25 protein-coding genes and 3 tRNA genes are annotated in these 26171 nt (G+C 50.3%); 19 read left to right on the top strand and 9 right to left on the bottom strand.

Annotated features, from left to right (window positions below):
- Nucleotides 1-9: 9 nt before the first annotated feature.
- Together HCG48_RS08220 and HCG48_RS08225 are read left to right on the top strand one after the other, a co-directional pair.
- A tRNA-Tyr gene (locus HCG48_RS08220) sits at nucleotides 10-91 on the top strand.
- Between the two features lie 60 nt (nucleotides 92-151).
- Nucleotides 152-223, top strand: a tRNA-Thr gene (locus HCG48_RS08225).
- Between the two features lie 499 nt (nucleotides 224-722).
- Here the strand turns inward: HCG48_RS08225 and HCG48_RS08230 are convergent.
- Nucleotides 723-796: transfer RNA gene (locus tag HCG48_RS08230), tRNA-Arg, on the bottom strand.
- Between the two features lie 552 nt (nucleotides 797-1348).
- On the opposite strand from HCG48_RS08230, the gene HCG48_RS08235 reads away from it, so the two are divergent.
- The 6 genes from HCG48_RS08235 to HCG48_RS26825 all read left to right on the top strand — a co-directional run bounded on the left by HCG48_RS08235 (nucleotide 1349) and on the right by HCG48_RS26825 (nucleotide 5963).
- A complete protein-coding gene (locus HCG48_RS08235; protein WP_168568721.1) occupies nucleotides 1349-2017 on the top strand; it encodes an Npun_F0813 family protein in 669 nt (222 codons plus the stop codon).
- Nucleotides 2018-2147: 130 nt separating this feature from the next.
- Nucleotides 2148-3116 (top strand): hypothetical protein, encoded by a 969-nt coding sequence (locus HCG48_RS08240; protein ID WP_168568722.1) that lies wholly within the window; start codon nucleotides 2148-2150, stop codon nucleotides 3114-3116.
- A 241-nt stretch (nucleotides 3117-3357) separates the two neighbouring features.
- Nucleotides 3358-4263 (top strand): transposase, encoded by a 906-nt coding sequence (locus HCG48_RS08245; RefSeq protein WP_168568723.1) that lies wholly within the window; start codon nucleotides 3358-3360, stop codon nucleotides 4261-4263.
- Nucleotides 4264-4627: 364 nt separating this feature from the next.
- On the top strand, nucleotides 4628-5221 hold the full coding sequence (locus HCG48_RS08250; protein ID WP_168568724.1) for a zinc ribbon domain-containing protein: 594 nt from the start codon (nucleotides 4628-4630) through the stop codon (nucleotides 5219-5221).
- A 408-nt stretch (nucleotides 5222-5629) separates the two neighbouring features.
- Complete coding sequence (locus HCG48_RS08255; protein WP_168568725.1) at nucleotides 5630-5869, top strand: hypothetical protein; 240 nt, start codon at nucleotides 5630-5632, stop codon at nucleotides 5867-5869.
- A complete protein-coding gene (locus HCG48_RS26825) occupies nucleotides 5829-5963 on the top strand; it encodes a hypothetical protein (protein WP_375339338.1) in 135 nt (44 codons plus the stop codon). Before HCG48_RS08255 ends, HCG48_RS26825 begins: the two co-directional genes overlap by 41 nt.
- Before the next feature lie 378 nt (nucleotides 5964-6341).
- Here the strand turns inward: HCG48_RS26825 and ilvN are convergent, their stop codons facing one another.
- A complete protein-coding gene (gene ilvN / locus HCG48_RS08260) occupies nucleotides 6342-6860 on the bottom strand; it encodes an acetolactate synthase small subunit (protein ID WP_168568726.1) in 519 nt (172 codons plus the stop codon).
- Between the two features lie 384 nt (nucleotides 6861-7244).
- On the opposite strand from ilvN, the gene HCG48_RS08265 reads away from it, so the two are divergent.
- Nucleotides 7245-7631: a BON domain-containing protein gene (locus HCG48_RS08265; protein ID WP_168568727.1), complete on the top strand. Its 387-nt coding sequence runs from the start codon at nucleotides 7245-7247 to the stop codon at nucleotides 7629-7631.
- A 115-nt stretch (nucleotides 7632-7746) separates the two neighbouring features.
- On the opposite strand, the gene HCG48_RS08270 is transcribed toward HCG48_RS08265, so the two are convergent.
- Both HCG48_RS08270 and HCG48_RS08275 read right to left on the bottom strand, forming a co-directional pair.
- A complete protein-coding gene (locus HCG48_RS08270; protein ID WP_168568728.1) occupies nucleotides 7747-9171 on the bottom strand; it encodes a cation:proton antiporter in 1425 nt (474 codons plus the stop codon).
- Nucleotides 9172-9564: 393 nt separating this feature from the next.
- The gene (locus HCG48_RS08275) at nucleotides 9565-10611 is read right to left on the bottom strand and encodes a sirohydrochlorin chelatase (RefSeq protein WP_168568729.1); all 1047 of its coding nucleotides are present in this window, start codon (nucleotides 10609-10611) and stop codon (nucleotides 9565-9567) included.
- A 164-nt stretch (nucleotides 10612-10775) separates the two neighbouring features.
- Between HCG48_RS08275 and HCG48_RS27015 the strand changes: the two genes are divergently transcribed.
- From HCG48_RS27015 to HCG48_RS08290, 4 genes are read left to right on the top strand one after another with little or no spacing between them, the layout of a single operon-like run.
- The gene (locus HCG48_RS27015) at nucleotides 10776-10934 is read left to right on the top strand and encodes a hypothetical protein (RefSeq protein ID WP_445974476.1); all 159 of its coding nucleotides are present in this window, start codon (nucleotides 10776-10778) and stop codon (nucleotides 10932-10934) included.
- A 47-nt stretch (nucleotides 10935-10981) separates the two neighbouring features.
- Nucleotides 10982-11722: a Uma2 family endonuclease gene (locus HCG48_RS08280; RefSeq protein ID WP_168571806.1), complete on the top strand. Its 741-nt coding sequence runs from the start codon at nucleotides 10982-10984 to the stop codon at nucleotides 11720-11722.
- 15 nt (nucleotides 11723-11737) lie between these two features.
- Nucleotides 11738-12493 carry a Uma2 family endonuclease gene (locus HCG48_RS08285; RefSeq protein ID WP_168568730.1) on the top strand — a complete coding sequence of 252 codons (756 nt, stop codon included), beginning with the start codon at nucleotides 11738-11740 and terminating at the stop codon, nucleotides 12491-12493.
- A 15-nt stretch (nucleotides 12494-12508) separates the two neighbouring features.
- Nucleotides 12509-13180, top strand: a complete 672-nt coding sequence (locus tag HCG48_RS08290) for a Uma2 family endonuclease (protein ID WP_168568731.1) — start codon at nucleotides 12509-12511, stop codon at nucleotides 13178-13180.
- Here HCG48_RS08290 and coaBC read toward each other — a convergent pair.
- From coaBC to HCG48_RS08310, 4 genes are all read right to left on the bottom strand, one after another.
- The gene (gene coaBC / locus HCG48_RS08295; protein WP_168568732.1) at nucleotides 13154-14422 is read right to left on the bottom strand and encodes a bifunctional phosphopantothenoylcysteine decarboxylase/phosphopantothenate--cysteine ligase CoaBC; all 1269 of its coding nucleotides are present in this window, start codon (nucleotides 14420-14422) and stop codon (nucleotides 13154-13156) included. The two genes, HCG48_RS08290 and coaBC, sit on opposite strands and share 27 nt — an antisense overlap.
- A 27-nt stretch (nucleotides 14423-14449) precedes the next feature.
- The gene (gene isiD / locus HCG48_RS08300) at nucleotides 14450-14662 is read right to left on the bottom strand and encodes a protein IsiD (protein ID WP_168568733.1); all 213 of its coding nucleotides are present in this window, start codon (nucleotides 14660-14662) and stop codon (nucleotides 14450-14452) included.
- Between the two features lie 163 nt (nucleotides 14663-14825).
- On the bottom strand, nucleotides 14826-15449 hold the full coding sequence (locus tag HCG48_RS08305) for an alpha/beta hydrolase (protein WP_168568734.1): 624 nt from the start codon (nucleotides 15447-15449) through the stop codon (nucleotides 14826-14828).
- 77 nt (nucleotides 15450-15526) lie between these two features.
- Nucleotides 15527-18775: a two-partner secretion domain-containing protein gene (locus HCG48_RS08310; RefSeq protein ID WP_168568735.1), complete on the bottom strand. Its 3249-nt coding sequence runs from the start codon at nucleotides 18773-18775 to the stop codon at nucleotides 15527-15529.
- A 375-nt stretch (nucleotides 18776-19150) separates the two neighbouring features.
- On the opposite strand from HCG48_RS08310, the gene purH reads away from it, so the two are divergent.
- The 4 genes from purH to HCG48_RS08330 all read left to right on the top strand — a co-directional run bounded on the left by purH (nucleotide 19151) and on the right by HCG48_RS08330 (nucleotide 23934).
- Nucleotides 19151-20716, top strand: a complete 1566-nt coding sequence (purH, locus tag HCG48_RS08315; protein WP_168568736.1) for a bifunctional phosphoribosylaminoimidazolecarboxamide formyltransferase/IMP cyclohydrolase — start codon at nucleotides 19151-19153, stop codon at nucleotides 20714-20716.
- A 197-nt stretch (nucleotides 20717-20913) separates the two neighbouring features.
- Nucleotides 20914-21975 (top strand): cupin-like domain-containing protein, encoded by a 1062-nt coding sequence (locus HCG48_RS08320; RefSeq protein WP_168568737.1) that lies wholly within the window; start codon nucleotides 20914-20916, stop codon nucleotides 21973-21975.
- Nucleotides 21976-21995: 20 nt separating this feature from the next.
- On the top strand, nucleotides 21996-22871 hold the full coding sequence (locus HCG48_RS08325; RefSeq protein ID WP_168568738.1) for a 2OG-Fe(II) oxygenase: 876 nt from the start codon (nucleotides 21996-21998) through the stop codon (nucleotides 22869-22871).
- An 82-nt stretch (nucleotides 22872-22953) separates the two neighbouring features.
- A complete protein-coding gene (locus tag HCG48_RS08330) occupies nucleotides 22954-23934 on the top strand; it encodes a 2OG-Fe(II) oxygenase (protein ID WP_168568739.1) in 981 nt (326 codons plus the stop codon).
- A gap of 108 nt (nucleotides 23935-24042) precedes the next feature.
- On the opposite strand, the gene HCG48_RS08335 is transcribed toward HCG48_RS08330, so the two are convergent.
- Nucleotides 24043-24732 carry a cyclase family protein gene (locus tag HCG48_RS08335; protein WP_168568740.1) on the bottom strand — a complete coding sequence of 230 codons (690 nt, stop codon included), beginning with the start codon at nucleotides 24730-24732 and terminating at the stop codon, nucleotides 24043-24045.
- 183 nt (nucleotides 24733-24915) lie between these two features.
- Between HCG48_RS08335 and HCG48_RS08340 the strand changes: the two genes are divergently transcribed.
- Both HCG48_RS08340 and HCG48_RS08345 read left to right on the top strand, forming a co-directional pair.
- Complete coding sequence (locus HCG48_RS08340; RefSeq protein WP_168568741.1) at nucleotides 24916-25344, top strand: hypothetical protein; 429 nt, start codon at nucleotides 24916-24918, stop codon at nucleotides 25342-25344.
- Between the two features lie 49 nt (nucleotides 25345-25393).
- A complete protein-coding gene (locus HCG48_RS08345) occupies nucleotides 25394-26164 on the top strand; it encodes a DUF3386 domain-containing protein (protein ID WP_168568742.1) in 771 nt (256 codons plus the stop codon).
- Nucleotides 26165-26171 lie beyond the last annotated feature (7 nt).

Below are 26171 nucleotides of genomic sequence, written 5' to 3' on the forward strand. Positions count from 1 at the left end.
GGAAAACGCGGGTCGGTGCCCGAGTGGTTAATGGGGGCGGACTGTAAATCCGCTGGCTACGCCTACGCTGGTTCGAATCCAGCCCGGCCCACTTCCTTGCCGAGTCCGGCAAGACCGCGAAACTGAGAGGCTTGCTTCTTAAGTCGCGATCGCCCGTGTAGCTCAGTGGTAGAGCACACCCTTGGTAAGGGTGAGGTCACGAGTTCAATCCTCGTCACGGGCTTTTAAAACAGCAGAGTAGCGTTTTCTGGCGTCAATAGTTCGACGATGTATCGTTGTCTACCGTCGCCAGTTGGTGTTTCAAATCAACACGACTCAACACTTCAGTCTGTCTAAATTTAACCCTCCAAAAAATTCTCTATCCCATCGAGGTTTCCAGGCGTTACCAGCCATAATTTGGTCAAGCCAATCAAAAGGTCTCGACTGAGCTGGGTTTATATCCCTGTAGAGTACACAACGGGGGAACTGGAACCCTCGCCCGTTAAGTGAGGTAGCTTGGCAAAAATTGTATAAAATACTTATTGTCGAGAGCGCCTATATCAAGACCGCCCATATTATATAAAGTACTAAGAGAAGGGCGATCGCCGATTCAATCAAAGTAGGTTTGCTGACCAAGCCCCTACAGGACACGATAGTTTTTAGGAGTGCGGGCATCCTGCCCACCTCGTAACTATGCATTTTAAAAGATTGACAGCTTAATTTTGACGATCGCACTGGCTTGACGGGTGCGGCAGGACTCGAACCTGCGACCAACGAATTAGAAGTTCGCTACTCTATCCAACTGAGTTACGCACCCAGGCTCCCACAGGGAGAGGGGTAGTGACGCTTAGTGGGGGGCAAAAAACCCGGCTCGACCCCTAACGGAAGTAAGGGGGTGACTAAACGCCAGTCTATCGTAGCAAAAAATCGAGTAAATCTACCAATCTAATTTAGGCGAATTTTGCAACGATCGCCCCTTGGGGGCAGACAACAGCTATCCTCCGCCGATGGAAATCGAATCGGACATCGGTCAGAACTCGGGACCGTCCAAATATTGGCGGCAAAAATTTTTTAGAAAAGTCAGCAAATCGAGGCGCAGACTGGATAACAGTTGGGTAAGTCCGAGGTTTTGCCGCGCCATCCTCTTGATACAGTAAGATAGGGTGTTAATCAGCGCGTTAGATAGGTGGTCAAAGAAAGGCGCTTCGCTCATCGCGAAGCCGTTGACAGCGCGACTCAGCCAACGAACTGCGCGATCGCGGCTCGACCTAACTCTAACCCCATCCGGCTGATGTCGAGACTCTCGCCTAAGTCATTCTGAATTTAGCCGACAGTACCCCCAGGCCACGAGGACTCAATTGGCAGTGTCATGTTTATTCTGAAACGGCAGGACGTTGAAATCTCTGGAATCGTACACCCGAAAACGGGTCAACAGATTCCAATCCTTAATTATCAGGGTCAGACCTTTCGCCTGATTAACGTGTTTAGCGCACAGCAGGCGGAAGAAGCTAGAGCTTTCTGGAGAGATCTGACAGATAACCGTGGCAAAGCTTGCGTGCTACTCGAAGAACCCGATCGATATAGTGTTTGGGGCAAAATTCGTTTAGATCAAGCCGACGATCCTCAAAATAGCGGTGTTGCCGCTTCCCCTTTATATACCCAAGCCTGTCTGCTGCTATTGCAGGCGGTTTATTTCGATATTGAAGATTTACTCGGAACACGACAGGCGGGGTCATTTGAGAAAGAGATCGGTCAGGTCTTTCAAAAATGGCGCTTTCCTCAAGCCGACTCTACGGCAAGCGTCAATAATTTACTCAATATGGATCCTCTGGGGGGGGCGCAGGTGCCTTCTTGGCAAGAACACCATCTCAATACGCTGTTACAAGAACTCCACCGTCTCGGTAAAGAGTATTTTGGGAACGAAAGCTTTACCGAACGCGCGATCGATGTCCTGCAAGACATGCCGGATAACGAGCGCAAGCAATTCACCGAATGGCTCAATCAGTCGCCATTAGGCCAGCTTTGGTCAACGTCGTGAGCGACAATCGCAACGGGTTCCCCCATCGGCGATTCAGACCGGGGAGAACCTGCAGCCCTCGGAGCCGTTGTATTTTTAAGCGTATCCTTGACGGATTATTCAATGCCCAGTTACCTGTTTGGCTACTGCTATGCGCACGACATCAGATAAGCTCTCAACTTCTCAATTTTTGCTTTCCGCTCAAAACCTCGTTGTAGGTTCGATTTCATGGGCGGTTTTTGCCCTTTTGTTTTTTCTATTGTTTAGCGTTCCTCAAGAAGCCAAGGCGGGCTTACCCTTGTGGTACTCGATTGGCACCTTGATTTTTGAACTAGCGGCCTTTTTGATCGCAGGTCTACTCTGTTTTAGAAATTGGCGTTCCAATCAAATTGTAAGCGGACGCAACGTTTGGCTGGCGATCGGGATTGGCATGATCGCCTATTTCCTCGGCAGTGTCATGTTTGGGTTGTGGGAACTGTACTGGCAACTCGAACCGGACGTATCCTTGGGTGATTTATTTTACGCCGTCACCTATATCGCCTTGACCGTCGGCATGGTTCTGGCGGTATCGTCTCGCAAGCTGAATTTAGAACCGTGGCAGTGGGGCGTCCTGTTGGGGATCGCCGTTTTCGGGGTTGCTTTTGCCGTCTGGTTGTCTTCTCCGGCAGACTTGTTCTCTTTCCCCGGGACCGAATCGGCTCCGGCGACGGCGGAAGTCGCCGAAACCGCCGCAGAAACTGCCGTAGACACCAATGCCCCTCAATTGATTGTGGCGATCGACGACTTTCTCAAGCCCTTTAGCAATTACGTCAGCCTGTTTTACGTGGTGATGGACGTGATTTTGCTGATTTTGGCAACGGCATTGCTGCTGGCGTTCTGGGGCGGTCGTTTTTCTCAGTCTTGGCGGATGATTGCTGCAGCTACGTTTTCGCTCTACATCGCGGATATGTGGTTCAAATATGCAGAAACCCGAGTCATGGACTACCAAAGCGGTAGTTTGCTGGAAGTCTTTTGGGTGTTTAGCGGCGTCTTATTCGGAATTGGAGCGGTGTTGGAATACGACATTTCGACCCGATCGCGATCGCGCGGACGCCGACGTGGTGGGGGAGGGGGCGACTAATTCTCCCCTGGGAGGAGTACGAACTTTTTGTCAACTCCACCAATTCCAGCACGCTGACGTAGTATGGGTACAGGGCCTGTTTCGATCTGAGGTTCTGTACCCTTTGCGATCGCGGCTGAGAATTAAATGGTATCTTTATCGAGCGGTGTCCGATTGCTAATTCAGGGAAACGTCAGCGCTTTTCCCGGTCGGATCTCGCCCAATCGCTCTCGATCTCTAACCACAGCATCCTTCGTGCGGCATGACTTCTCGAAAACTTTCTGATTCTGACAAACAGGATATCCTCGAACTCTACCGACAACCGGGGGAGACCACGTTGACGTTGGCCAGTCGTTACGGGGTCAGCAGTTCGACGATCAGCCGCATTCTCAAAAGCAGTTTGTCACAGAAAGAATACGAAGCGCTCATCCAGCAAAAACGTTCCGGGCGTTCTTCTCAAAATAATGCGGCTAGTTCGAGTGAAGGAACGAGCCGGGAAATGCCCACTTCTACCCCGACACGCCGGGGATCGAGTCCGTCTCTACGCAAGGACGCCCCCATCGATCGCCGCATCCGCAAGCGCACGACGGTCGGCGCCGAGGAGTCCGACGACGATCGCGATTTGGGAACTCAATTGGAACTCGATAGTCTGTGGAGCGATCGCGATGACGACGAATCCCCCGATCGCTATTCCGACAGCGAAACCAGTACCCTCAAAGAAATGCTCGGGGAAGACGTTCTCGACGACGACGATCTCGACGACGACGACGACGATCTCGACGACGACGACGAGGATTTAGAGGAGGATTACGCGGAAGAACTCCGCTTGCGTCAACGACACGATCGCCCGCGCAGCGCCTTTGTCGAAGTGATCCCCCTCGCGGAAGCCCAATTGCCGAAAATTTGCTATCTCGTGATCGATCGCGGCGCCGAGTTGATTACCCGACCGTTGAAAGATTTTTCCGAATTGGGCAATATCCCCGCCCAGGAGGTGCAAGAAAAAACCCTCCCGGTGTTCGACAATCACCGCGTCGCCCGTCGTTTTTCCGCCCGCAACCAACGGGTGATCAAGGTTCCCGATGGTAAGATGCTGCAAAAAACGAGCAGTTATTTGCAAGAAAAGGGAATCACCCGCTTGTTATTTGACGGACAGGTTTATTCTCTCTAGGTCGTTTCACCGTCAAGCATAGTATCATCAACGCAGCTACAAAGACCTGAATGGGTGGGTAAAACTCCCCGTGGTAGGACGTACAGTTAAAAGACGGTTGGCCGAAATTCTAGTTTCAGAGCTTCTCAAGGAATTGGGATCTAAGCCCGAACAGTAGGAGCATCAACCCCCTGAGTAGTCGAACTTAGGGGGTTATTTTCTGGGAAACCTCAATCACTACAGAGAAAGTTTAGAAAACCGTTTTAACCGACGTGAGCGAGAATTCCCCCATCTCAACGAAGTAGATGGGGGATGAAAGCGAACTTAGAATGAAGTTCGATCTTTTTGTGATTTAATAAATCGATCGCTAAAAGTTTTACTGGTAATGTTGAGAGCAACAAGAGTCAGAATCTATCCTACCGCAAAACAACGACAGCACTTAGCCCAAAGTTTTGGGTGTTGTCGTTTTGCTTGGAATTATGCTCTTAACCTAACCAATGAAACCTATAAAGCAACCGGAAAAGGTCTTTCTAGGTTCGCTATTCAGAAAGAGATAACGAATCTCAAGAAAGAATATGAGTGGATGAAAGAGCCTTATTCTCAGTGCTTACAGGTGGTAGCTCTCAACTTATCTCCGGGGGGAATTAGTCAGGTCGGTTGGGGTCAATTTTGCACCCTGTTGAAATACAAGTGTGAGTGGGAAGGCAAAGTATATTACGAAGTCGATCGTTTTTTCCCTAGCTCTAAAACTTGTAATGTCTGCCTAAATCAAGTCAGAAGCCTGACCCTCGATCTTAGGAGTTGGCAGTGTGAAAAGTGCGGGACTCAACACGATCGCGACATCAACGCTGCCAAAAAGATCGGAGATGAAGGAGTGCGGATTATATCCTCTGGGACGGGGGAGATCGCCGATCGCCCAAGTGTAAGTCGAGATAGTAGAGGTCGCAAGACCGCTACCGTTTCGCAGTTTGATGGGTAGGAAGCCCCAACCTGCGATCGCAGGTTGGGGTAGTTCACATGTCATCAACCCTCATAGACTAGATTTTGGAAGAACCATTGAGGTTCTCAGCATCCGAGGTCTCCGATTCAGACCGCGATCGTCACCTCCTCATCCTTCGATCGCCACAAACAATTTCCTTTACTAAATACAATCTTTATTTTTAGAAAAGGTTATCGATCCGGTTCTCGGATTAGATCCCTTGAATACCTAACTCGCTCCAGATCGTAGCGAGGCGATCGCCTTTCGGATCGAAAAGATTTATCCGTATAAAATTGGCGATCGCCAATCATCGGCAAACTCTCTTAATTTCCTAATTACTCGAAGATCGGTAGACTCTTAAGTCTCGTGTTGTCGTGGTTTCTATCATTTTCTATTCCACGATCTGCCATGACGACGGTCATTATTTTTCAGATGCAATCCGGATTTTTTCTGCAAAAAGATTTCTATTTAGACAACAATCTCTATTATTTTTTCTTCATTTTTTTACCGGATGTAACCCTCACACCCGAGAAAGAAAAAATAGAAGCGCTGAGACGGTTTTTTTATGAGCAGCTACAAATCTATCGTGGTTTTCAGCCTGTTGTTAATGGGTTTAGTTGCAAACTTCCGGAACGTTGCAGGAGATAATTCTATGGTTTCTCATGGTCCAGAACAGTCAATAGCGGCGCAACTGGATTCTGGAACTAATCAACCTTATCCCCACCGTGGAAGTGGCCGATAACAATTCCTCGATTTGGGAGATAAATTTCTTCCAGTCAATGGAAATTCGTTCGGGAAAAAGCCGAATCTATCACTTCAGATTTAGCGGTTTTTAAAAGGATAAGGAACCGGGGGTGTAGAATTCCACCAAATCGCCGACACTACAAATTTCTAGGGTTACACGAGCGCGCTCTTGTCCATTCTTTAGCAAAATTTAGGCACGAATCGGCGCGGAGCTATCGGGTCAGTCAGTCAATTGAAGGGAATCTAGCCGGAAAACTCGCTTGTTTACCAATGGATTGATAGCCAGCCGATTTTCGGATAGGCGATCGCCAATAAGAACAGGGACATGGTAACCCCATGTCCCTGTTCTTATTTATCTTCTCGATCGCCAGTTCTGCTAAATCTTCGCTTCCAAAGACTTGAGATATTCCGTATTGACCCCGGATTCGCGAGTGAGCGCAATCTTACCCGTTCTCGAAATTTCGCGAATGCCAAATTTGTTGAGAACTTGAACGATCGCCACCATTTTACCGGGGTCGCCGACGACTTCGATAATGAGAGAATCTTCCGCCACATCGACCACCCGCGCGCGGAAAATTTGCGCCAGTTCGACCACTTCCGATCGCGTGGTACTGTTGGCGTTGACTTTAAGCAACATCAACTCCCGTTCGACGCACGGAGTTTCGGTAATGTCTTGAACCTTAAGGACGTGAATGAGTTTGTAGAGTTGTTTGGTTAACTGTTCGATGACGCGATCGTCTCCCGTGACGACCATGGTAATTCGAGAAATGCCCAGTTGTTCGGCTGGTCCTACGGCCAAACTTTCAATATTGAAGCCGCGCCGAGCAAATAAACCCGCAATCCGGGTCAACACGCCTGCTTCATCTTCCACTAGAACAGAAAGTGTATGTTTCATCAGTGACCGTCGCCCTTGTGAAAATCTAAGATCTTCGATTCCTGTTGTAATTGCTTATTTTATCTTGACCCTCAGAAGTTGCGGTCTTTTTTAAGCTTATTGTTAGAGATAAGGACGAGGCGATCGCGTCGAGATCGCCAATCGGGTGAGTGTTCCGGAAACCGTTTGTCTCTACAGAAGAGAGCCTAAGATGCTCGATTCTAAAAGATTTGGCTGCAATCGAGTCTTCGGTCTACCATGCGATCGAGACAGGCGTTCTCGTCACGGATCCACTGAAGCGGCGATCGCCCGGCGATCGCGATCGGTGTCATCTATCTTTAGATAGACCGAGATCGTCCTCGTCATCGCATACTATCTGAACATCCATTTTGGGAGACAAATGATATGGGTTGGTTAAATCGCATTTTTGATATGGTCACGCCGGGTGGCGAACCGGAAACCATCGAAGCTCCTCCACCGGACGATCCCTCCGGTCCGGCGCAAGCGTACAGCGTCCCCAAAGCGCCGGAAGATCCCTCTACCCCTCCGGAACGGCTGGGATTAAATGGAGAATACGACCAAAGTGGCTTGGCGAAACGAGTCGCCCTCGCTCTCGACCAAAATCCCGATACCGACGACTTCGAGCGCCTCTGGGTCGCGCAAACTGGCGGTACGGTGGTTTTAAAAGGTGAAGTTCCCTCTCAAGACGATTTAGACCGGGTGGTCAACGTTGCCAGTGGCGTTTATGGCGCTACGGGGGTAAATACGGACGAGGTAACGATTACGGGTTAATTTTACGGGTTAATTTTACGGGTTAATTTTCCGTCAGTCCTTAACCTAAGCTCGAAAAAGCGGGGACGATCGCGATCGCGATCGTCCCCGCTTGGCGTTACGAATTGGTGTGGTGCTAGTCCTTCGTAGACCCGACCACTTCAGGTGTAGTGACAGGTTCGCGAAATACCAATCGCAATAAGGGAGGAGCGACAAATGTTGTCAGGATGACCATCATGATGATGGCGGCTTGTAGGGCATCGGAAAGGGCGCCACTGGCGGCTCCGACTCCAGCAAAGACCAACCCGACTTCACCTCGGGGAATCATACCAATGCCAATCCCCAAACGCTTGACTTCTGTTTGTCCAAATACGCTATATCCGGCAACGACTTTGCCAATAATGGCGACCACGATTAAAAAGGCCGCGATGATTAGCCCTTCTCGGTTGCTCGGAACCGCAGGATTGAGAACGCCGAGGTTCGTTTTGGCGCCGACGACCACGAAGAAAACCGGGACGAAAACATCGGCGACGGGAACGACTTGTTCTTCCAGTTCTTGTTGTTTCTCAGTTTCTCCCAAGACTAAGCCTGCGGCAAACGCGCCCAAAATGGCTTCTAAGTGAATTGCCGCACCAATATAGGACAGGATAAAGGCAATCACGAGAGCGGAGATTAAGAGCGGACCGCGCGTTTTGAGCTCTTTAACAAAACTGACGTAGTAAGGACTCAAAAATCGTCCTAGGAGAATCACGCCGACGAGAAAGGCTCCGGCGCTGACGATTAAAACGAGAATGTTGGTGACTTCGACTTCACCGGTTTTCACCAAGCTGGCGACGACGGCGAGGACGATAATCCCGAGAATATCGTCGAGAACTGCCGCGCCGATAATGATCTGACCTTCTTTTGAACTGAGTTGTCCGATTTCGGCCAACACTTTTGCGGTAATCCCGATACTGGTCGCCGTAAGGGCGGCGCCTGCAAAAATAGCCGGGATCGTGGCGACGTGGAACAGGGTAATTAAACCGACGGTTCCCGCCGTAAAGGGCGCGACAACCCCGACGACGGCAACTACGGCGGCTTGCGGGCCGTATTTGATCAGTTCTTTGAGTTCCGATTCCAGGCCGATTTCAAACAGCAAAATGATGACGCCAAGTTCGGCAAAGATCGTAATGACTTCACTTTGCGCTTCAAAGGTGGCGATCGCGGCTGCAGGTTCTAAACCTGTGGTCTTTTGCAGCACGCTGATAATCACTGACTCGCTGCCGTCTACTCCACTTTCGGGAAAGATGAGTAGTTTGAAGACGGATACGCCGACGATGACGCCTCCGACCAAGTCCCCGAGGACGGGGGGCAGGTTAATGCGCGTGCAAATTTCACCGCCAATTTTGCTGGCGAGGTAGATGACAACTAAACTCAGCAGAACCCCAGCAACAATGATGGATTCTTCTGGTTTGGCGGCTTCGGCGGTTTCCGCCGCAGCCAGTAAGGGTGCAATGGTTCCCTGACCCGGTAGGTACAAGTTGGGGGAAAGGGAGGTCATAAACGTCAGGAAATCTGCCATTTATTTCGCAGAACTCTTTGAGTGCAATTTACAAGTCTACTTCGATTTTCTTGATAAAATACTAGTATTATCTAGTGTTTTTGTCTTTTCTGTTATAATTATCGCTTTTGTTTAGGATAAGGTATTAACAAATTATTCCAGGGACTCGGGGAGAGCGCCCCGATACCGATCTCGATAAAATTTTTAATTTTAAAGTCTTGACAAATTTACCGATTCCTGCTGCATTTCTCGGTAAAAATGAAGCCCTCGACGGGATAAAATCGAAGCTCGGCAAACGCTGAAAGGAATGGTTTGTAAAGGGTTGGCGGTTGCGAGTCGATCGCATTTTAGCGGAATTTGACGGGGCGATCGATCGCGATCGCCCCTCGATCGCTTCGGTTTTCTTAGTTCAATTTAGGGAGCCTGCCAAATGCGATCGTGGTAGACTTGTTCGTCCGCATACGGATCCGGTGCCGAGCCGTCATGGTGATGGTGTCCGTGATGATGTCCGTGATGATGTCCGTGATGGTGTCCGTGATGGTGTCCGGCTTCGGCAGAACCGGAATTGAGTGCGGCTAAGCGGAATTTACACGCTTCGCAATTCATCTGCACTTGACCGAGTTGGGTTTCGATTTCGCGATCGCGCACCACCTGCAACAGTTGCGGCTGAATCCCCATTTCCGGCAAACAGGTCATCTCGATTTCGGGGAACTGTTGCTGTTGTTGAGCGGTAATCTGAAAAATCTTCTCGACCAAGACCCCGGTAAAGAGGAAATAGGGTAGAACGATAATCCGTTTGGGTTTGTAAAAACGAGCGCGATGGAAACCTTCTTCCAAACGGGGGTGAGTAATCCCAATAAAACAGGTTTCCACGGTTTTGTAACCGCTTCCTTCCCACAGCATCCGTGCCATTTTATACACGTCCCCATTGGCGTCCGGATCGCTCGAACCCCGTCCCACAAAGAGCAAGACCGTTTCGGCGCGATCGATCCGATCGGGATTGTGTTCCGGGCGATCGAGCTGTTCGAGGCGATCGCGCCACAAATCTAAAATCCCCGGGGTAATGCCGAAATGACGCCCGTAGTGGAACTTTAACTCTGGATGACGACTTCTCGCCCGATCTAATTCGTTGGTAATATCGAACTTATTGTGTCGCGCGGCAAATAGCAGGATCGGCAGCACGGAAAATTCTGTATATCCTTGCTCCACACAGCGATCGATCCCTTCTTGAATCGTCGGTCCGGTCAATTCCAGAAAACAGGGAACCACGGGACGCGATCGATCTAAAACTTGATAACTTGAAGCAAAATCGAGAAAGGTTTGTCGTCCCTGTTCGTTGCGAGTTCCATGACCGACCAGTAATAAGGGACGTTGGATCGGCAGTGGCTCCAAGGATAAATCTTCGATAACTTGGGAGTTGGCGTTAAGTGCTGTCAAATCGTTAGTTTCAAGCGTCGGCATGAATTTGGTAACTCCTTTCCCGTGCGAGGCAGGAAATCGAGTGAGCAGGTAACAGACAGGCATTCTGGCTCGCGATCTCGGTCGGGTTCGCTTCCCCGGTCTCCCCGGAGACCCCTCGTGTTGTTTCCCTCGGCGACAAACCCCCCCATCCGGTTCGCTGACAGTTGCCGCACAGCCCCGGAGTTCCACCGGAGTTTCCCCGTACTGCTACCGTTCACGTTTGCCTGGTCATTTTAGCCTATTCCCTGTCTCCCCAGAATCCCGGGGTGGGGGGTGAGGGGCGATCGAAGCGCGATCGCGTTCGACGGCGCCGAGTTCGTTAATCTTTTCTAAAATAAGACTACGCCCGACCTTTTTACCCCCAATGACTATGTCTGTTCTCCAACAGCGCGATCGCGCCTCCGATAAAGAATCTCCTGAAACCGAAGTTAAAGATGTTATAGTTCCTCCGTGCGATCGCTACAGTGACGAACCGCCCTTGGAAACTTACTTACACTTGCAGCAAATGATGCTGCTAATTAAATGTCTCGAATGGTTGTGGCAAGACCGCGATGACTTTTTTGCCACGGGGAATCAAACCATTTATTATTCCGCCAATCAACGCAAATCGGAAGACTTTCGCGGTCCGGATTTCTTCGTCGTTTTAAATACCCGACGCCAACCGCGCAAAAGTTGGACGGTTTGGGAAGAAGACGGCAAATATCCTAATTTAATCGTCGAACTGCTTTCGGCGAGTACCGCTCAAGTAGACCGGGAATTGAAAAAACAAATTTATCAAGATATTTTTCGCACTCCCGATTATTTTTGGTTTGACCCAGATTCTCTGGAGTTCGCCGGATTTCATTTAAGCGATGGCTCTTATCACCCTTTGGAGGCCAACCCTCGCGGTCATTTGTGGAGCGAACAATTACAATTATTTTTAGGTATTGACAATCGCCAGTTGCGCTTTTTCACTCCCGAGGGGGAATTAGTCCCGACGCCGGAAGAAGCGGCGAAATTAGCTCAACAAGAAGTTAACCGGGAACGCCAAGAAAGAGAGCTGGCTCAACAAGAAATCGATCGCCTCAGTCAAAAGTTAAGAGAATTAGGAATAGATCCGAATAGATTATAAACCCGAGGAAGAACCATGCCTGTTACCAAAACATTGGAAAACCAGGGGAAAGATGTTATAGTTCCTCCGTGCGATCGCTACAGTGACGAACCGCCCTTGGAAACTTACTTACACTTGCAGCAAATGATGCTGCTAATTAAATGTCTCGAATGGTTGTGGCAAGACCGCGATGACTTTTTTGCCACGGGGAATCAAACCATTTATTATTCCGCCAATCAACGCAAATCGGAAGACTTTCGCGGTCCGGATTTCTTCGTTGTTTTAAATACCCAACGCCAACCGCGCAAAAGTTGGACGGTTTGGGAAGAAGACGGCAAATATCCTAATTTAATCGTCGAACTGCTTTCGGCGAGTACCGCTCAAGTAGACCGGGAATTGAAAAAACAAATTTATCAAGATATTTTTCGCACTCCCGATTATTTTTGGTTTGACCCAGATTCTCTGGAGTTCGCCGGATTTCATTTAAGCGATGGCTCTTATCAATCTTTGGAGGCCAACCCTCGCGGTCATTTGTGGAGCGAACAATTACAATTATTTTTAGGTATTGACAATCGCCAGTTGCGCTTTTTCACTCCCGAGGGGGAATTAGTCCCGACGCCGGAAGAAGCGGCGAAATTAGCTCAACAAGAAGTTAACCGGGAACGCCAAGAAAGAGAGCTGGCTCAACAAGAAGTTAACCGGGAACGCCAAGAAAGAGAGCTGGCTCAACAAGAAATCAATCGCCTCAGTCAAAAGTTAAGAGAATTAGGAATAGATCCGAATAGATTATAAACCCGAGGAAGAACCATGCCTGTTACCAAAACATTGGAAAACCAGGGGAAAGATGTTATAGTTCCTCCGTGCGATCGCTACAGTGACGAACCGCCCTTGGAAACTTACTTACACTTGCAGCAAATGATGCTGCTAATTAAATGTCTCGAATGGTTGTGGCAAGACCGCGATGACTTTTTTGCCACGGGGAATCAAACCATTTATTATTCCGCCAATCAACGCAAATCGGAAGACTTTCGCGGTCCGGATTTCTTCGTCGTTTTAAATACCCAACGCCAACCGCGCAAAAGTTGGACGGTTTGGGAAGAAGACGGCAAATATCCTAATTTAATCGTCGAACTGCTTTCGGCGAGTACCGCTCAAGTAGACCGGGAATTGAAAAAACAAATTTATCAAGATATTTTTCGCACTCCCGATTATTTTTGGTTTGACCCAGATTCTCTGGAGTTCGCCGGATTTCATTTAAGCGATGGCTCTTATCACCCTTTGGAGGCCAACCCTCGCGGTCATTTGTGGAGCGAACAATTACAATTATTTTTAGGTATTGACAATCGCCAGTTGCGCTTTTTCACTCCCGAGGGGGAATTAGTCCCGACGCCGGAAGAAGCGGCGAAGTCCGGGCAAGAAAAAATCGATCGCCTCAGTGAAAAGTTGCGGGAGTTAGGTGTGGATCCCGACAGTATTTAAACTGAGAAAATCGAATAAACGATGGGCTAATTCCAACTTGCTACAAGGCTCGATTTTTTGTTGTCGTTCCTGGGAGTCGATCGCTACGGCCCAATTCGTATCGCTGCCGAAACCCGCACCACTTTTATCGATCGGATTGGCAACGATCGCGTCAAGTTGTTTGCGGCGTAGTTTATCTAGGGCTGGGGTGACAATATCTCCAGTTTGAGCGGCAAATCCCACTAATGTTTGATGGGGTTGTTTGCGTTTACCTAACTCGGCGACGATATCGGGAACGGGTTCGAGGGCGATCGCCTCGGGAAGCGAACGTTTTGGCAATTTTTCCGGGCTGTAACTGGCGGGTTTGACATCGGCGACGGCGGCGGACATAATTGTGAGATCGGCGGTCTCGAATTCGTCGAGCATCACTTGTTGCATTTGAGCTGCCGTAGTCACGGCGATCGCTCTCACTCCGCCCAAGGTAGTGAGAAGGTGGGGGGCGATCGCCGCACACACTAGCGTTACTTCTGCCCCCCGAGACACCGCAGCTTGAGCGAGGGCGATTCCCATTTTTCCCGTCGCCGGATTGCCAATAAAACGAACCGGATCGAGGTGTTCTCGCGTCCCCCCCGCACTAATTAAAACCCGCTTGCCTTGTAAGTCTCGCCGACCGCCAGTATATAATAGTGAGTCAATCCAACTCAGAAGTTGTGCGGGTTCCGCCATGCGTCCGGAACCGACCCGATCGCACGCCAAGATTCCCGATCCCGGTTCCAAGCCCCAAACGCGCGGATCGCCGAGGATCTCGCGCCAGTTGCGCTGAGTCGTAGGCTGTTCCCACATATCCGTATTCATCGCCGGGGCGAGCAATAACGGACATCTGGACGCTAAAACCGTATTAGTCAGTAAATTGTCCGCCATCCCCGTTGCCAGTTTGGCTAGGGTATTCGCCGTTAGCGGGGCGATCGCGAACAGGTCGGCCCACTCTCCTAGCTCGATATGTAAGGGTCTGCCCCGAGTGGGCGACCAAAAATCGGCGTCTGTATAGGCTGGATGACGAGACAAAGTAGAAATAGTGAGAGGCGCGATAAATTCTCGCGCCCCAGATGTCAGTATAGAACGAACTTCTACCCCGGATTTGGCCAGAGTGGAAACGATCTCACAAACCTTATAAGCAGCAATCCCCCCCGTGATGCCGATTAAGACTCGTCCCGGACGACTCGAAGGAGGAGGGGAAATCACCGAATTGCGATCGCCGGACATTCTGCTCGTTCCTCCTTCGAGATGCACTCAAGCTTCGTCGTAGGCTTCTAAATCTAACAAGTAGATGTAGGGTTCGACGAGTTCGGGACGCTCAAAAGCGATCGCGCGGAGCAAATGCCAATCGTTCAAGCCTTCAAAGGCATTCGTATACTCATCGCACTCCAGGCGAAATGCCAATTGTTCAACATCCGATGGGGTGAGAGCAGCAATGTCCCGCTTTGAAATCGTAGCTGTAATCACAATCTGCGCCTCCATCCACGTAAAGCCTACATCGATTTGGATTCGATGCCGATTTGTCTTTAAATTCTACCGCAAGCGATCCGGTATCGGGAGAATTTGCAAAGGTTTTCAATATTCGGTTTTTAGGGGGGATGTGTTACCGCCTCGATCTAAAATCTAAAATCTAAACCTCCCCCAAATTCAATCCCCGAACAAATTGATGGAAGAGGGCGATTTCTTCGGGACAGATGGCGTGATTCATCGTAAATTCGCGATATTGAACGCTCATCCCTAATGCTTGGAACAAATCGCGGACTTGGTGGGCGGCGGCGATCGGGACGACTGGATCTTGGATGCCGTGCATGATTAAACTGGGGGGGAGGCGATCGCCCGTCGGTTCCGGTTCGCAGTGCAGGTAACCACTCATCGACACGAGCGCCGCCACGGGTAAGCGCAACCCGACATCGAGAATCGTGGCGCCGCCTTGCGAAAAACCACTTAAAATCGTTCGCGATAAGGGAACCCCCGTGTCCTGTTCCAATTCGCCCAACCAATCCATAACCTGTTGGCGACTCTCTTCTAATCCTTCGTAATTGTCGCTCTCCAAGTCGTACCACATCTTACCCCCCGGGACTTGAGGATGGGGGAAGGGGGCGTCGAGAAATTCAAACTGATATTCCGGTAAATTTAAAGCTTCGGCGAGGGGTTCGAGGTCGTAGCAATTGGCACCCCAGCCGTGCAGCATGACGATAATTCCTGTAGGGGATTGAGTCGTTGTGGGTTTAATGGAAATGGATTTAAGAGACACGGCGATGTGATTTTAGATTTTAGATTGTAGATTTTAGATTGTATATGAAGAGCTTCTCGCTGCTGAGGGGCGATCGCTCAATCTCTGGGAATTCTTCCTCGTGGTTCGTCCCTACTCCCAACAACATTACAGTCTACATCAGGATACCAAGTTGCCCGATCGCCCCTCTCCCTTGCCGTCAACACCGTTTCCCCTCGATCGTTCACCGTCCAGCCGCGTGCTTCCACCAAGGGAGGCGGACTCGATTCGGGATCGGGAGGAGCAACAGGAAAGGAATGGCGATCGACATTGGCAGGATGAGGCGTCATTTCGCCAAAATCGACCCAAATACTTTCGCTGGTGAGGGGATCGTCTGGATTGAACGGCAAACCACCCCGTCCGGTGACGATAAATTCGCTGCGATTGGCGTCATTACCGCAACCTTGGAAGACGCGATCGCTCGCCTGGATAAATTGCGAGGGTAACGGGACGATCCCCTGACTCGGATCGAGATCCGGGGTGTCGATGCGGACCACACCATCGATCCCGCGTTGGGAACTGGCGCTAATTTGGCTGTCGGGAGACTCGAATAGCCCTTGAGTCAAAATACTGATGTTGCCGCCGTTTCCTTGAATGGCGGTGGCGCGAATTTGACTATTTTCGAGAACGCTTAACACGTCAGTGGAGATCGCGACGTTGCCGCCATTTCCCGATCCGGTCGCTTCGGCAGACATTTCGGAGTTGCGGCGCAAGGTGACCGCTTGGGGAGAGGCGATCTCGATATTTCCCCCTTGACCGGAGGCGGTAATGGCGACGAGTAGACTCGAATCTAACACGAGGCGATCGCTGGTAATTTTGAGGTTGCCGGAATCCCCTTCCCCGGAACTGCTCACGGTAATCCCAGACTGATTCGTCAGGGTCAAAGAAGGGGTGACGATCGCCAATTGTCCGGCATTTCCCGCGCTCAAGGTAGCGGTGACCAAACTGCTGTTATCGGTGATTTCCACCCTTTCCGAGGCAAAAATGCTCAGATCGCCGCCTTTTCCCTGGGTTGAGGTAGCGGTAGAAATCCCCGAGGCGTCGGTGACCCTTAACGATCCGGTTTCGATCCGCAATCCGCCTGCATCTCCGGATCCTTCGGTGGTGGTCAAGATCGCCGATCCGTCGCTCAAGTCGATCGCTTCAGATGCCTTAATATCAATCGAACCACCGGATCCTTGGGCGATCGTCGAAGTAATCGCTGCAGCTTGATTGCGCAATATCAATCGTCCGGTATTGACGCTTAAATTCCCCGCTTCACCTTCCCCAGAGGTTCCCGTCAGCAAGGTGGAGCGATCGAGTTCGACCCATTCCGAGGCGCGAATGGTCAAATTGCCCCCATCCCCTTGCAATAAGGTCGCCGTGGAGATGTTGCCGCGATCGCGCACGCTGAGACGACGAGTTTCGAGGGTCAAATTGCCCGCCTTCCCCGGTCCGACACTCGAAGTATACAAGCCATCTTGTAAATTCGCCGGGTCAAAATTGCCCTCGATGACGGCAGTTCCTAAATCAAATTCTCCCGTTCCAAAGATGGTGACCGAATCGGTGGCGCGAATAGTCAGGTCTCCTCCTTCCCCGGATCCGGTGGTCGCCGCAGAAATTAAGGCGCCGTCGCCGACCAGGAGCGATCGCGCCGTCACGTTTAAATCCCCTGCCGGACCGATATCGTAGCTTTGGGTAAATAAGCCACTCGATTTAATCCGATTGGGCGATCGCCCGACAATTTCCACCGTATCTGCGTTAATATTCACCGTTCCACCCGCTACCGCACTAAAACTCGATGCCGCAATTTGGGCGCCCCCGCGCAAACTCAATCGCGGCGTCGTCACGTTCAAATTGCCTGCAGGTTCGGTAGCATCCCAATATGCCGTGGCAAACATGCCGCTATTAAACCGTTCGTTCGGGGTCATCCCGACGATTTCCATCGCTTCGGTAGCGGTAATGTTGACCATTCCCCCGCGTCCGTCGCCGAAGGTAGACGCGGCGATCGCCCCCCCTTCGAGAATTTGGATCGTTTTGGCGTTGACTTCAATTTGTCCCGCGTCGGCGTTACCGAAATTGTCCGCGAAAAATTGAGACCCCCGCAGGGCGATCGCCCCCGCCTCTACGGTCAGATTACCGCCGTTTCCCGTGGCGAACGGGGCCGTGGAAATAAAGGCGCCATTGTCTAAATTCAACTGTTGCGATCGCACCTGCAAATTTCCCGCAGAACCGGAACCGAAACTGAGCGAAAAAATCCCCGTGGACAGTTGGTCCGGACGGGTGACTCGTTTCTCAAAGAGGTCGTCGAGAATGTCTTGATACGTCCCGTCACCGACCAGAGTAATGTCCCCACTCACCTCAATTTCCATATTCCCGCCGTTTCCCGACCCGAAGGTAGACGCCGACAAGTGCGACCGATCGCCCATTTGTAATTGGGACGCGCTCACCCACATCCCGCCGCCGTCGCGATCGCCCAAGGTATTTGTGATAATTTTAGAATTATCTTGCAAGGTTACGCGATCGCCCCACAGCCGCAGTTCCCCCGCGCCCACCCCACTCGCATCGACGATCGCCCCGTCGGAAAACGTCAGGTTGCCCCGTCGGACTTCTCCCGAAAACGTCCCGTCAAACCGGGCAACTCCATTAGTTATTCCCAAAACTTCCAGATAGCCTCCCGGCGATCGCACCTCCCCCGCCGCGATCGTCACTTCCGCGCCCCCCAATCGCAACTCGCGATCGGGAGCCCCTGCTAAAATTGCAGAATTAACGCCAATCTTGCCCGAATTTTCCCCATACTGCAACCCCACCGGAACGGCGATCGTCAGTACGGACTCACTCCCCTCCGGACGCGCCGAAAACCCCGTTCCATCGTCAAATAACAGGCGTTCGGCACTACTCGCGACCAGAGATCCCCCCAAATTCAAGCGCGCATTCGGTCCGAACTGAATCCCGTTGGGGTTGAGGACAAATAAGTTCGCATTGCCATTCGCCGCCAAAACCCCATCGATATTCGAGATTTGATTTCCCGTAACGCGGGTAATAATATTGGCGATCGCCTCTCCATTATTAAAATAGGCCGTTTCTCCCGCCGAAATTCCAAATCGTTCAAAGCTATGAAATAAATTATTGCCCGCTTGAGTCCCACCAGTAATCGTTTTTAGAGTATCTTCCGTCGTTACGGTAGAATTATTAGGAAGTGTCGCATCCGGAATAATCTGACCGAGAACGACAGAGGGAGAGGCGATCGTACCGACGACAAACAATAAACAAGCCGACTTGGAACGAGTCAGCCAGCCAGAAACAAAGTGGAGACGACGCGGAAGCATCTATACAAGGGGTAGGGGGTTACCGTCAGGCTAGCATAGGTTCGTCGGAATTGTCCCAAACCTTTGACGGGAGGGAAAAAATAGAGAGTTGAGAGTTGAGAGTTGAGAGACTGTTTATAAAATAAACATTAACAGCCCTGTTTGAGAGGAGGCAATCGCCCCAGCATCAAACGACCGATGGCAGCCATCGGTTTACCCAAGATCGGGGGTTTGGTCACCCAACCCCTACAAGATTTTTTATCTTTTCTTCATAAACAGTCTCTTAGATGATGGAGTAAACCCTCGTATCTCCTGCCTTTTCCCCACCCCCTCCTAGAGAAAAAACAAACTTCGGCGTATCCTAAAAACGATATCGAGAGAAAGGATTACGGAGTCATGGCGCGTCTGGCACTGCTGAGTACATCTGATAAAACCGGGTTAGTAGAATTCGCCCGTCACCTCGTTGAGGAGTTCGAGTTCGACCTCATCAGCAGTGGTGGGACGGCAAAAGTCTTGAAAGAAGCGGGATTACCCGTGACCAAAGTTTCCGATTACACCGGATCGCCGGAAATTTTGGGCGGTCGCGTCAAAACCTTGCACCCGCGCATTCACGGCGGTATTTTAGCCCGTCGCGATTTGGCCGAAGATCGGGCGGATTTGGACAATAACGACATTCGCCCCATCGATCTGGTCGTGGTTAATTTATATCCGTTCGAGCAAACGATCGCCAAACCAGGAACGACCCTGGCGGAGGCGATCGAAAATATCGATATCGGCGGACCGACCTTATTGCGCGCCTCGGCGAAAAATTACGCTCATTTAACCGTATTGTCCGATCCGGCGCAATACGAGGCGTATCTCGGCGAATTGCGCGCCAAAAACGGCGAAGTTTCCCTAGAATTCCGGCAAGCGTGCGCCCGCGAGGCATTTTGGCATACGGCGAGTTACGATCGCGCGATCGCCACGTACCTCAGCGAACAACCCCTCGAAAACGTTCCCGAAAGCTTGCCGCAACAGCAACATTTCGGCATTGCCGGATCGTTGATGCAGTCCCTCCGCTACGGCGAAAACCCCCATCAATCCGCCGGATGGTATCAAATCGGCGCGCAACCGACGGGATGGGCCGCCGCCGAGAAATTGCAGGGGAAAGAACTCAGTTATAACAACTTAGTCGATTTAGAAGCTGCCCGCCGCATTATTTGCGAGTTTGTCGGCCCGGAGAATTCCCCCGCCGCCGCCGTGCTCAAACATACCAATCCCTGTGGGGTGGCGATGGGTGAGACCTTGGTAGAAGCCTATCAGAAAGCCTTTGCTGCCGATTCCGTATCCGCTTTTGGCGGAATTGTCGCCTTAAACCGGGCGATCGACGCAGCAACGGCCACGGAATTGACGAAAACCTTCCTCGAATGCGTCGTCGCCCCCGCTTGCGAACCGGAAGCGGCAGAAATTCTCCAGAAAAAGTCCAAAGTCCGGATTTTAACCCTTTCCGATTTAACTACCGGACCGAAACAGACCGTCAAGGCGATCGCGGGCGGATTTTTAGTCCAGGACTCGGACGATGCTGTAGAAAATCCCGACAACTGGGAAGTGGTGACCGAGAAAAAACCCAGTGACGACCAACTGGCGGAACTTCTGTTCGCTTGGAAGGTCGTCAAGCACGTTAAATCTAACGCAATTTTAGTCTCGCGCGATCGCGCCACCTTGGGCGTCGGCGCCGGACAAATGAACCGGGTTGGGGCGGTCAAAATTGCCCTGGAAGAAGCCGGAGACCGCGCCCAAGGCGCCGTTTTGGCCTCCGATGGCTTTTTCCCCTTCGACGACTCCGTAAGAACGGCGGCGGCGGCAGGCATCACCGCGATCGTCCAACCGGGGGGCAGTATGCGCGATCGAGATTCGATCGCCGCCGCCAACGAACTCGGCATCGTCATGGTCTTGACGGGAATGCGGCATTTCTTACATTAATGTAGGCATTAATATAGGCATTAATGTAAGTCAGGCATCGGGCCGACTTCTAGACAAGACAAAATCAATTCTGTGGGGCAGGCATCGGGCCTGCCCGTTACTCCTGTCCATTCCCTCTTGATTTTCTTTTCAATAAAGCCTAAAAATATTCTCTCATCTCGACGATCTCATCTTGTTAACATTAGGAAGAAAAAAATATGCGCGATCTCGCCCCTTTACTGCCCAGCAACTGGCAAGAATGGATTGCCAACCATAAATCTCGCAAGATTGCCGACGGTGAAATCGTCAACGCCATGATCGAACAAGGCATTGACATTAGAATAGCGACAGCAGCCGTTAAGGAAATTATTCCCACCGAGAAGAACAATGGCGATCGCGCTACCGATGGCAAAATTGCACAACTCGAAGCCAAAATTGCCCAACAAGCCGAACAACTCAAAAGCTTAAAACTACAACTCGATATTTATTACGATTTAGAACAACTCGAACCCAATTTCGGCAAAGTCGAACGGCGATCGGGGTTATCCCGTCAAGAATTCCTCGAAAACTATTACGCCAAAAATCGCCCCGTTATCTTGACCGATATCGTTCCCCAGTGGAAAGCTCATTCACGGTGGACCCCCGACTATCTCAAAAAAAAATACGGTCATCTCGACGTTTCCGTTCAGTACGATCGCCACTCCAACCCGCTTTATGAAATCGAAAAAGAAAAACATCAAAAAACGATGAAATTAGGCGAATATGCCGATCTCGTCGTCAATGGCGGTAAAACAAATCAATATTATATGGTGCCCTTTAACGCCAATATTCTCAAAGATGAATTTCAAGGCTTATTTGAAGATGTCCAACTCTCCGACAACTATTTCGATCGCAGCTTAGGACGAGAACGTTTCTCATTTTGGTTCGGTCCGGAAGGAACGATTACCCCGCTTCATTTTGACCTGATGAATAGTTTTCTCTGTCAGGTTTACGGACGCAAACGGATGCGACTAATTTCGCCCAACCAAAAACATCTCATGTACAACTACATGAGTTTCCACACCCCAATCGATCTCGACCGTCCGGATTTTACAAAATACCCTTTATTTAAAAACGTTAACGTCATCGACGTCGTGATTCACCCCGGTGAAGCGATGTTTGTTCCGGCGGGGTGGTGGCATCACGTCACTGCTTTAGATATTACCATTTCCCTCTCGGTGATGAATTTTGTTTTTCCGAACGGTTACGACCACTTACTCAGTAAAAATTACGAGATTTAGAAGGAAAGCGATCGCGGACTATGCAAGCGGATTTAGACTCTATCGATCTAACTATTTTACTGCGTGGCGGTCATCAATGCCAGCTTTCTGTCTCGCCAGATAGCAAACTGCTGCGTTCTCTGTTCGAGGCGTTAGCCAACGTCAAATCTGAAGATTATCGGGGAGAATTATTCAAAATCCCTTTAGAAGAAGGACGATCGACCTTGTATTTTCCTCCGCAATCTTTAGTGGCGATCGCCACTCAGCCAACAATTGACCTGCATTCCTTATTTCCAGAAACAGAAGCACCACAAAAAAGTTTATCGTTTCCGCCAAGAACCCTGAAAACTGAATATATTCAAATTGAAAACTTTCTCGATCGCCAATCTCATCAAACCCTGACCAATTACGTTATCAACCATCAAAATGATTTCCGGCGATCGCCCCTTTACCGTCCTTACCCGCATTCCTTTGCAAGCTTGCGAACCCTCTTAGTAGACCGTTTAAAGGCGATCGCCCCCGATATCCTCAGTAAATTGGGAATCCCTCATTTTCCGATCGCCGAAATTGAAGCCGAATTGACTCCGGCGATCGCCGTCCCACAACTGCAAATAAATGGCGATAATGACGCCCCGGAAACGCAAAGGCGATCGGTCAGTTTTCTCTATTTCTTCTATCCCGAACCGCGAGGATTCATGGGGGGACAGATTCGCCTTTACGACACGCAAATCGAAAATAATGTTTGCATTCCTGCCAAATCTTATCAAACTATCGAGACGAGGAATAATTCGGCGCTATTTTTCTTGAGTCCGACCCCTTATGAAATGCTAGAATTGAAACCGCGATCGGCCAACATGGCAGACCACTGCTTTATCTTCAGAGGGTGGCTGTGTCGGGGGGAGACCAAGCGGGGATAGAAAGCAGGGAGAGAACGTCGAGAGTTCGCTTCTCGCATGAAGATTCACTCGAACGAGAAACTACAAACCATCACTAAGAATTATGAGCGCAACTACGCAAAATATCGAGTCTCAAGTTCACGTTATGATGTTGATTGAAGGGGGACATCAATGCGAATTGTCTCTCAGTTTCGACTCGCCATTATTACTGGAATTACTCGAAGCATTGCAAAACCGTTCTCAGGGAGAAACGGAGAATAATCGCCTCTTTCAAATTCCCGTAGATGAGGGGCGATCGATGTTGTATTTTCCCAGTCATTCGATCGTGGCGATCGCCACCGATCCGCCGTTGACGTTCGGCGAAACAGGCGAACTCAAAGAAATGACTCAAATGGTTCAATCCCCGCCCGAACCGACCCCCACGCCGCAAGCGGAGACCCCACAAATTCAGGCGCAAAGTACCGCCGATCCCAACTCCAGCAATGGTCCAGTTTTAATCGAATCTCGTTACTTCCAAATCGAAAACTTTTTAACCCCAAAAGAACATAATCGCTTATTAAATTACGTCCTGAACAAAAAATCCGAGTTCGTCCAAAGTACGGTATCGAGTGGCGATCCAGAATATCGCAAATCCCTACTGTTATTCTATTTTGAAGATTTCGCGGAACTGATTCAAGCCCGCCTCAAACAAAATTTCTCGACGATTTGCAAGGAGTTGGGAATTGGCGAGTTTCCCATCAGTCAAATTGAAACCCAAATCACCGCCCATAATGACGGGCATTATTATAAAGCCCACAATGACAACGGCGACGAAAAAACTGCAACTCGGGCGATCAGTTACGTTTATTATTTCAACCGCGAACCAAAACAGTTCTCGGGGGGAGAATTAAAAATTTACGATAGTTGGAAGCACAACGAATCCTATTACACGATGGCGGCGGAATCGTCGAAAGTCGTGCAACCGTACAATAACAGTATTGTCTTTTTTAGTAGTAGTTGCTGTCACGAAGTCCAACCCGTTCGCTGTTCTTCTAATGATTTTGCAGACAGTCGCTTTACCCTCAACGGTTGGATTCGTTATTGAGGGTCTGGAAGTTGCCGAATGAAGAGATGAAATAGGAAGCGTAGGGGCGCTATTTTGGATTTTTTGCGCCCCTACATCGTGAAGCTTGCATCTGCTTTTACGGTTTTGCTAGGGAATGAAGGCGAAAACGGCGGCGGGAGATCCGCTACCTTTTTGCAGGCGCAAAATACCGATCGCCAATGTGGTTCCCGTCGGGGGAAGGCGGTCTAAATTGGCAAGATTTTCTAAAACAATGCCCTGTTTTGCCAAGATTTGACGATTGGTGGCGAAGCGATCGTCTTGTCCGGGATCGACGCCGTGAGTGTCGGTTCCGACGCCGCCGATTTGTCGTCGTTCGAGTAAAAATTGGCTGGTTTCCGCCGCAAAACCGGGGAAATGGCGATCGTTGATAAATTGTTCCCCTGAAGCCCAGCGTTGTTGCCAACCCGTGTATAAAAGAACGACGCTGCCGGGGGCGATCGCGCCGTGTAGGGCTTCCCAGGCGAGGATGTCGGCAATTTCTACAACCGAGTCCGGGTGGGCGATCGCGCGATCGCGCCAGTCGAGAACCACCGCCGGGAGGATTAAAGATTCGGCAGCATAAGCATCGATACCGACGCCATCGGTATAAAAACTGTTGGGCGCGTTGATGTGAGTAGCGCTATGTTCTCCCATCGAAAATCGCCGCAAATAATAGCCGTCTTCCGGCAGTTGGGCGATCGCCTCGAACTCGACCGGGGGATCCCCGGGCCATCGCGGGATCTCGGGGTGAATGGGGTGACTGAGATGAATCACTTGAGAATAAACAATCTGTTTCATGGCGGTTCAAATGATTCCCTAAAATTATTTAAAATTATTCCCCAAACGAAGGATTGGCAGGGATCTACGCGGGGACAAATCGGATCCGAATCCCTTCGGAAAAATCAACGGTTCTCGGTAAGGATATACTAGCCCTTGACACGCTTACGATCTTTGTTGAAATTGTCAGGGGAAAGGAGAATCATGCAAGAACTCAAACACATCACCGCTTGGGTTAAAGAACAATATGCAGAAAGTTATTTACTCACTTGGCTGTTAAGTCAGCCGGGGTTATGGTGGTGCGATGGAGAAATTTATGAGGCGGCTTTGCTTAAAGATGGCGATCGCCTCAAAGCGTTGATTCAAAAACACGAACAAAGCGAATTACTCACTGGAATTACCGAAAAACTCGCCCGCGATGAAAGCTGGGATGCCCTCGCCAGCAGTCTGACCCGCATTTTTGAGGTGTATCAAGAAGAGCTGACAAAATTGCAAGATGCCCGCCGCAAGCGCGAAATTTTGCAACGGCGTCAGGGGGGCAATCATAAAAATTCCGGCGACGGTTGGTCGCGGGAAGTGTCGAAACCGTTACCGCAACCCCACGCCGACCCCCTGACGGGAATTGATGGCTGAGTGGGGACGGCGATCGGCAAAAACTCGGCGAAATCGTTAAATTATGTCAATGACAAGATTTCGCGCAATATCGATCGCCATGCTACACCGATTCACACGAATTGTTTTGACTTTAACCTGCTGCGTCGCCCTCCTCGCCACAGTTTGGGGAGGGTCTACCCCGGCGAACGCGGCCCCGATGGCCTTTAGCGAAAGCCACAGCGCCCTTGAAGTGTTCCGGGAGGCGTATGAAAACCGCTATACCTGGGATGAAGACTTTCCCGGTTACCAGGCGGCGGTGGAGGTCAACTGGAACGGGGAGACCTATCGCGGTCAACTCCGTCTCGATGCGGATTTGAACGGCGAAGTCACGGGGATTGATAACCCGGAAGTGACGAAGGAAGTGTCGCAACAGTTGAATATGTTGGCGACTCACCGACACGCGGTTCCTTTTGAACGTGCCCACGAGGAAGAGAGTTTTAATTTCGGAGAAATCCGCAATAATGGCGCGGTCGAAATCGATCAAATTGGGGGAACGCCATCTTATTATTTGGTGCGCGATCGCAAAATCGTGCAAGTCAATCGCTTGATGGGTGAAGTGGCGGTTAAAGTCGATTTATTGGGCGATCGCGATACGCCAAATGGCTATCTCGGCACCCAATATCGCGCGGTATTTACGGCAGATGCTACGGGAGAAACCTTAGCAAAGGTAAATTTTGAAGATTTTTACGACAAAATCGGCGGTTATTACATCCCGACTCGCCAAAAAATTGAAACGGTAGAAACGGGGAAAACTAGTCAGGTCAAAATTGATTTGACGGACGTGCAGTTATTATCGTAATGCTCAA

Source organism: Oxynema aestuarii AP17, assembly GCF_012295525.1.
Classification (GTDB): Bacteria; Cyanobacteriota; Cyanobacteriia; order Cyanobacteriales; family Laspinemataceae; genus Oxynema; species Oxynema aestuarii.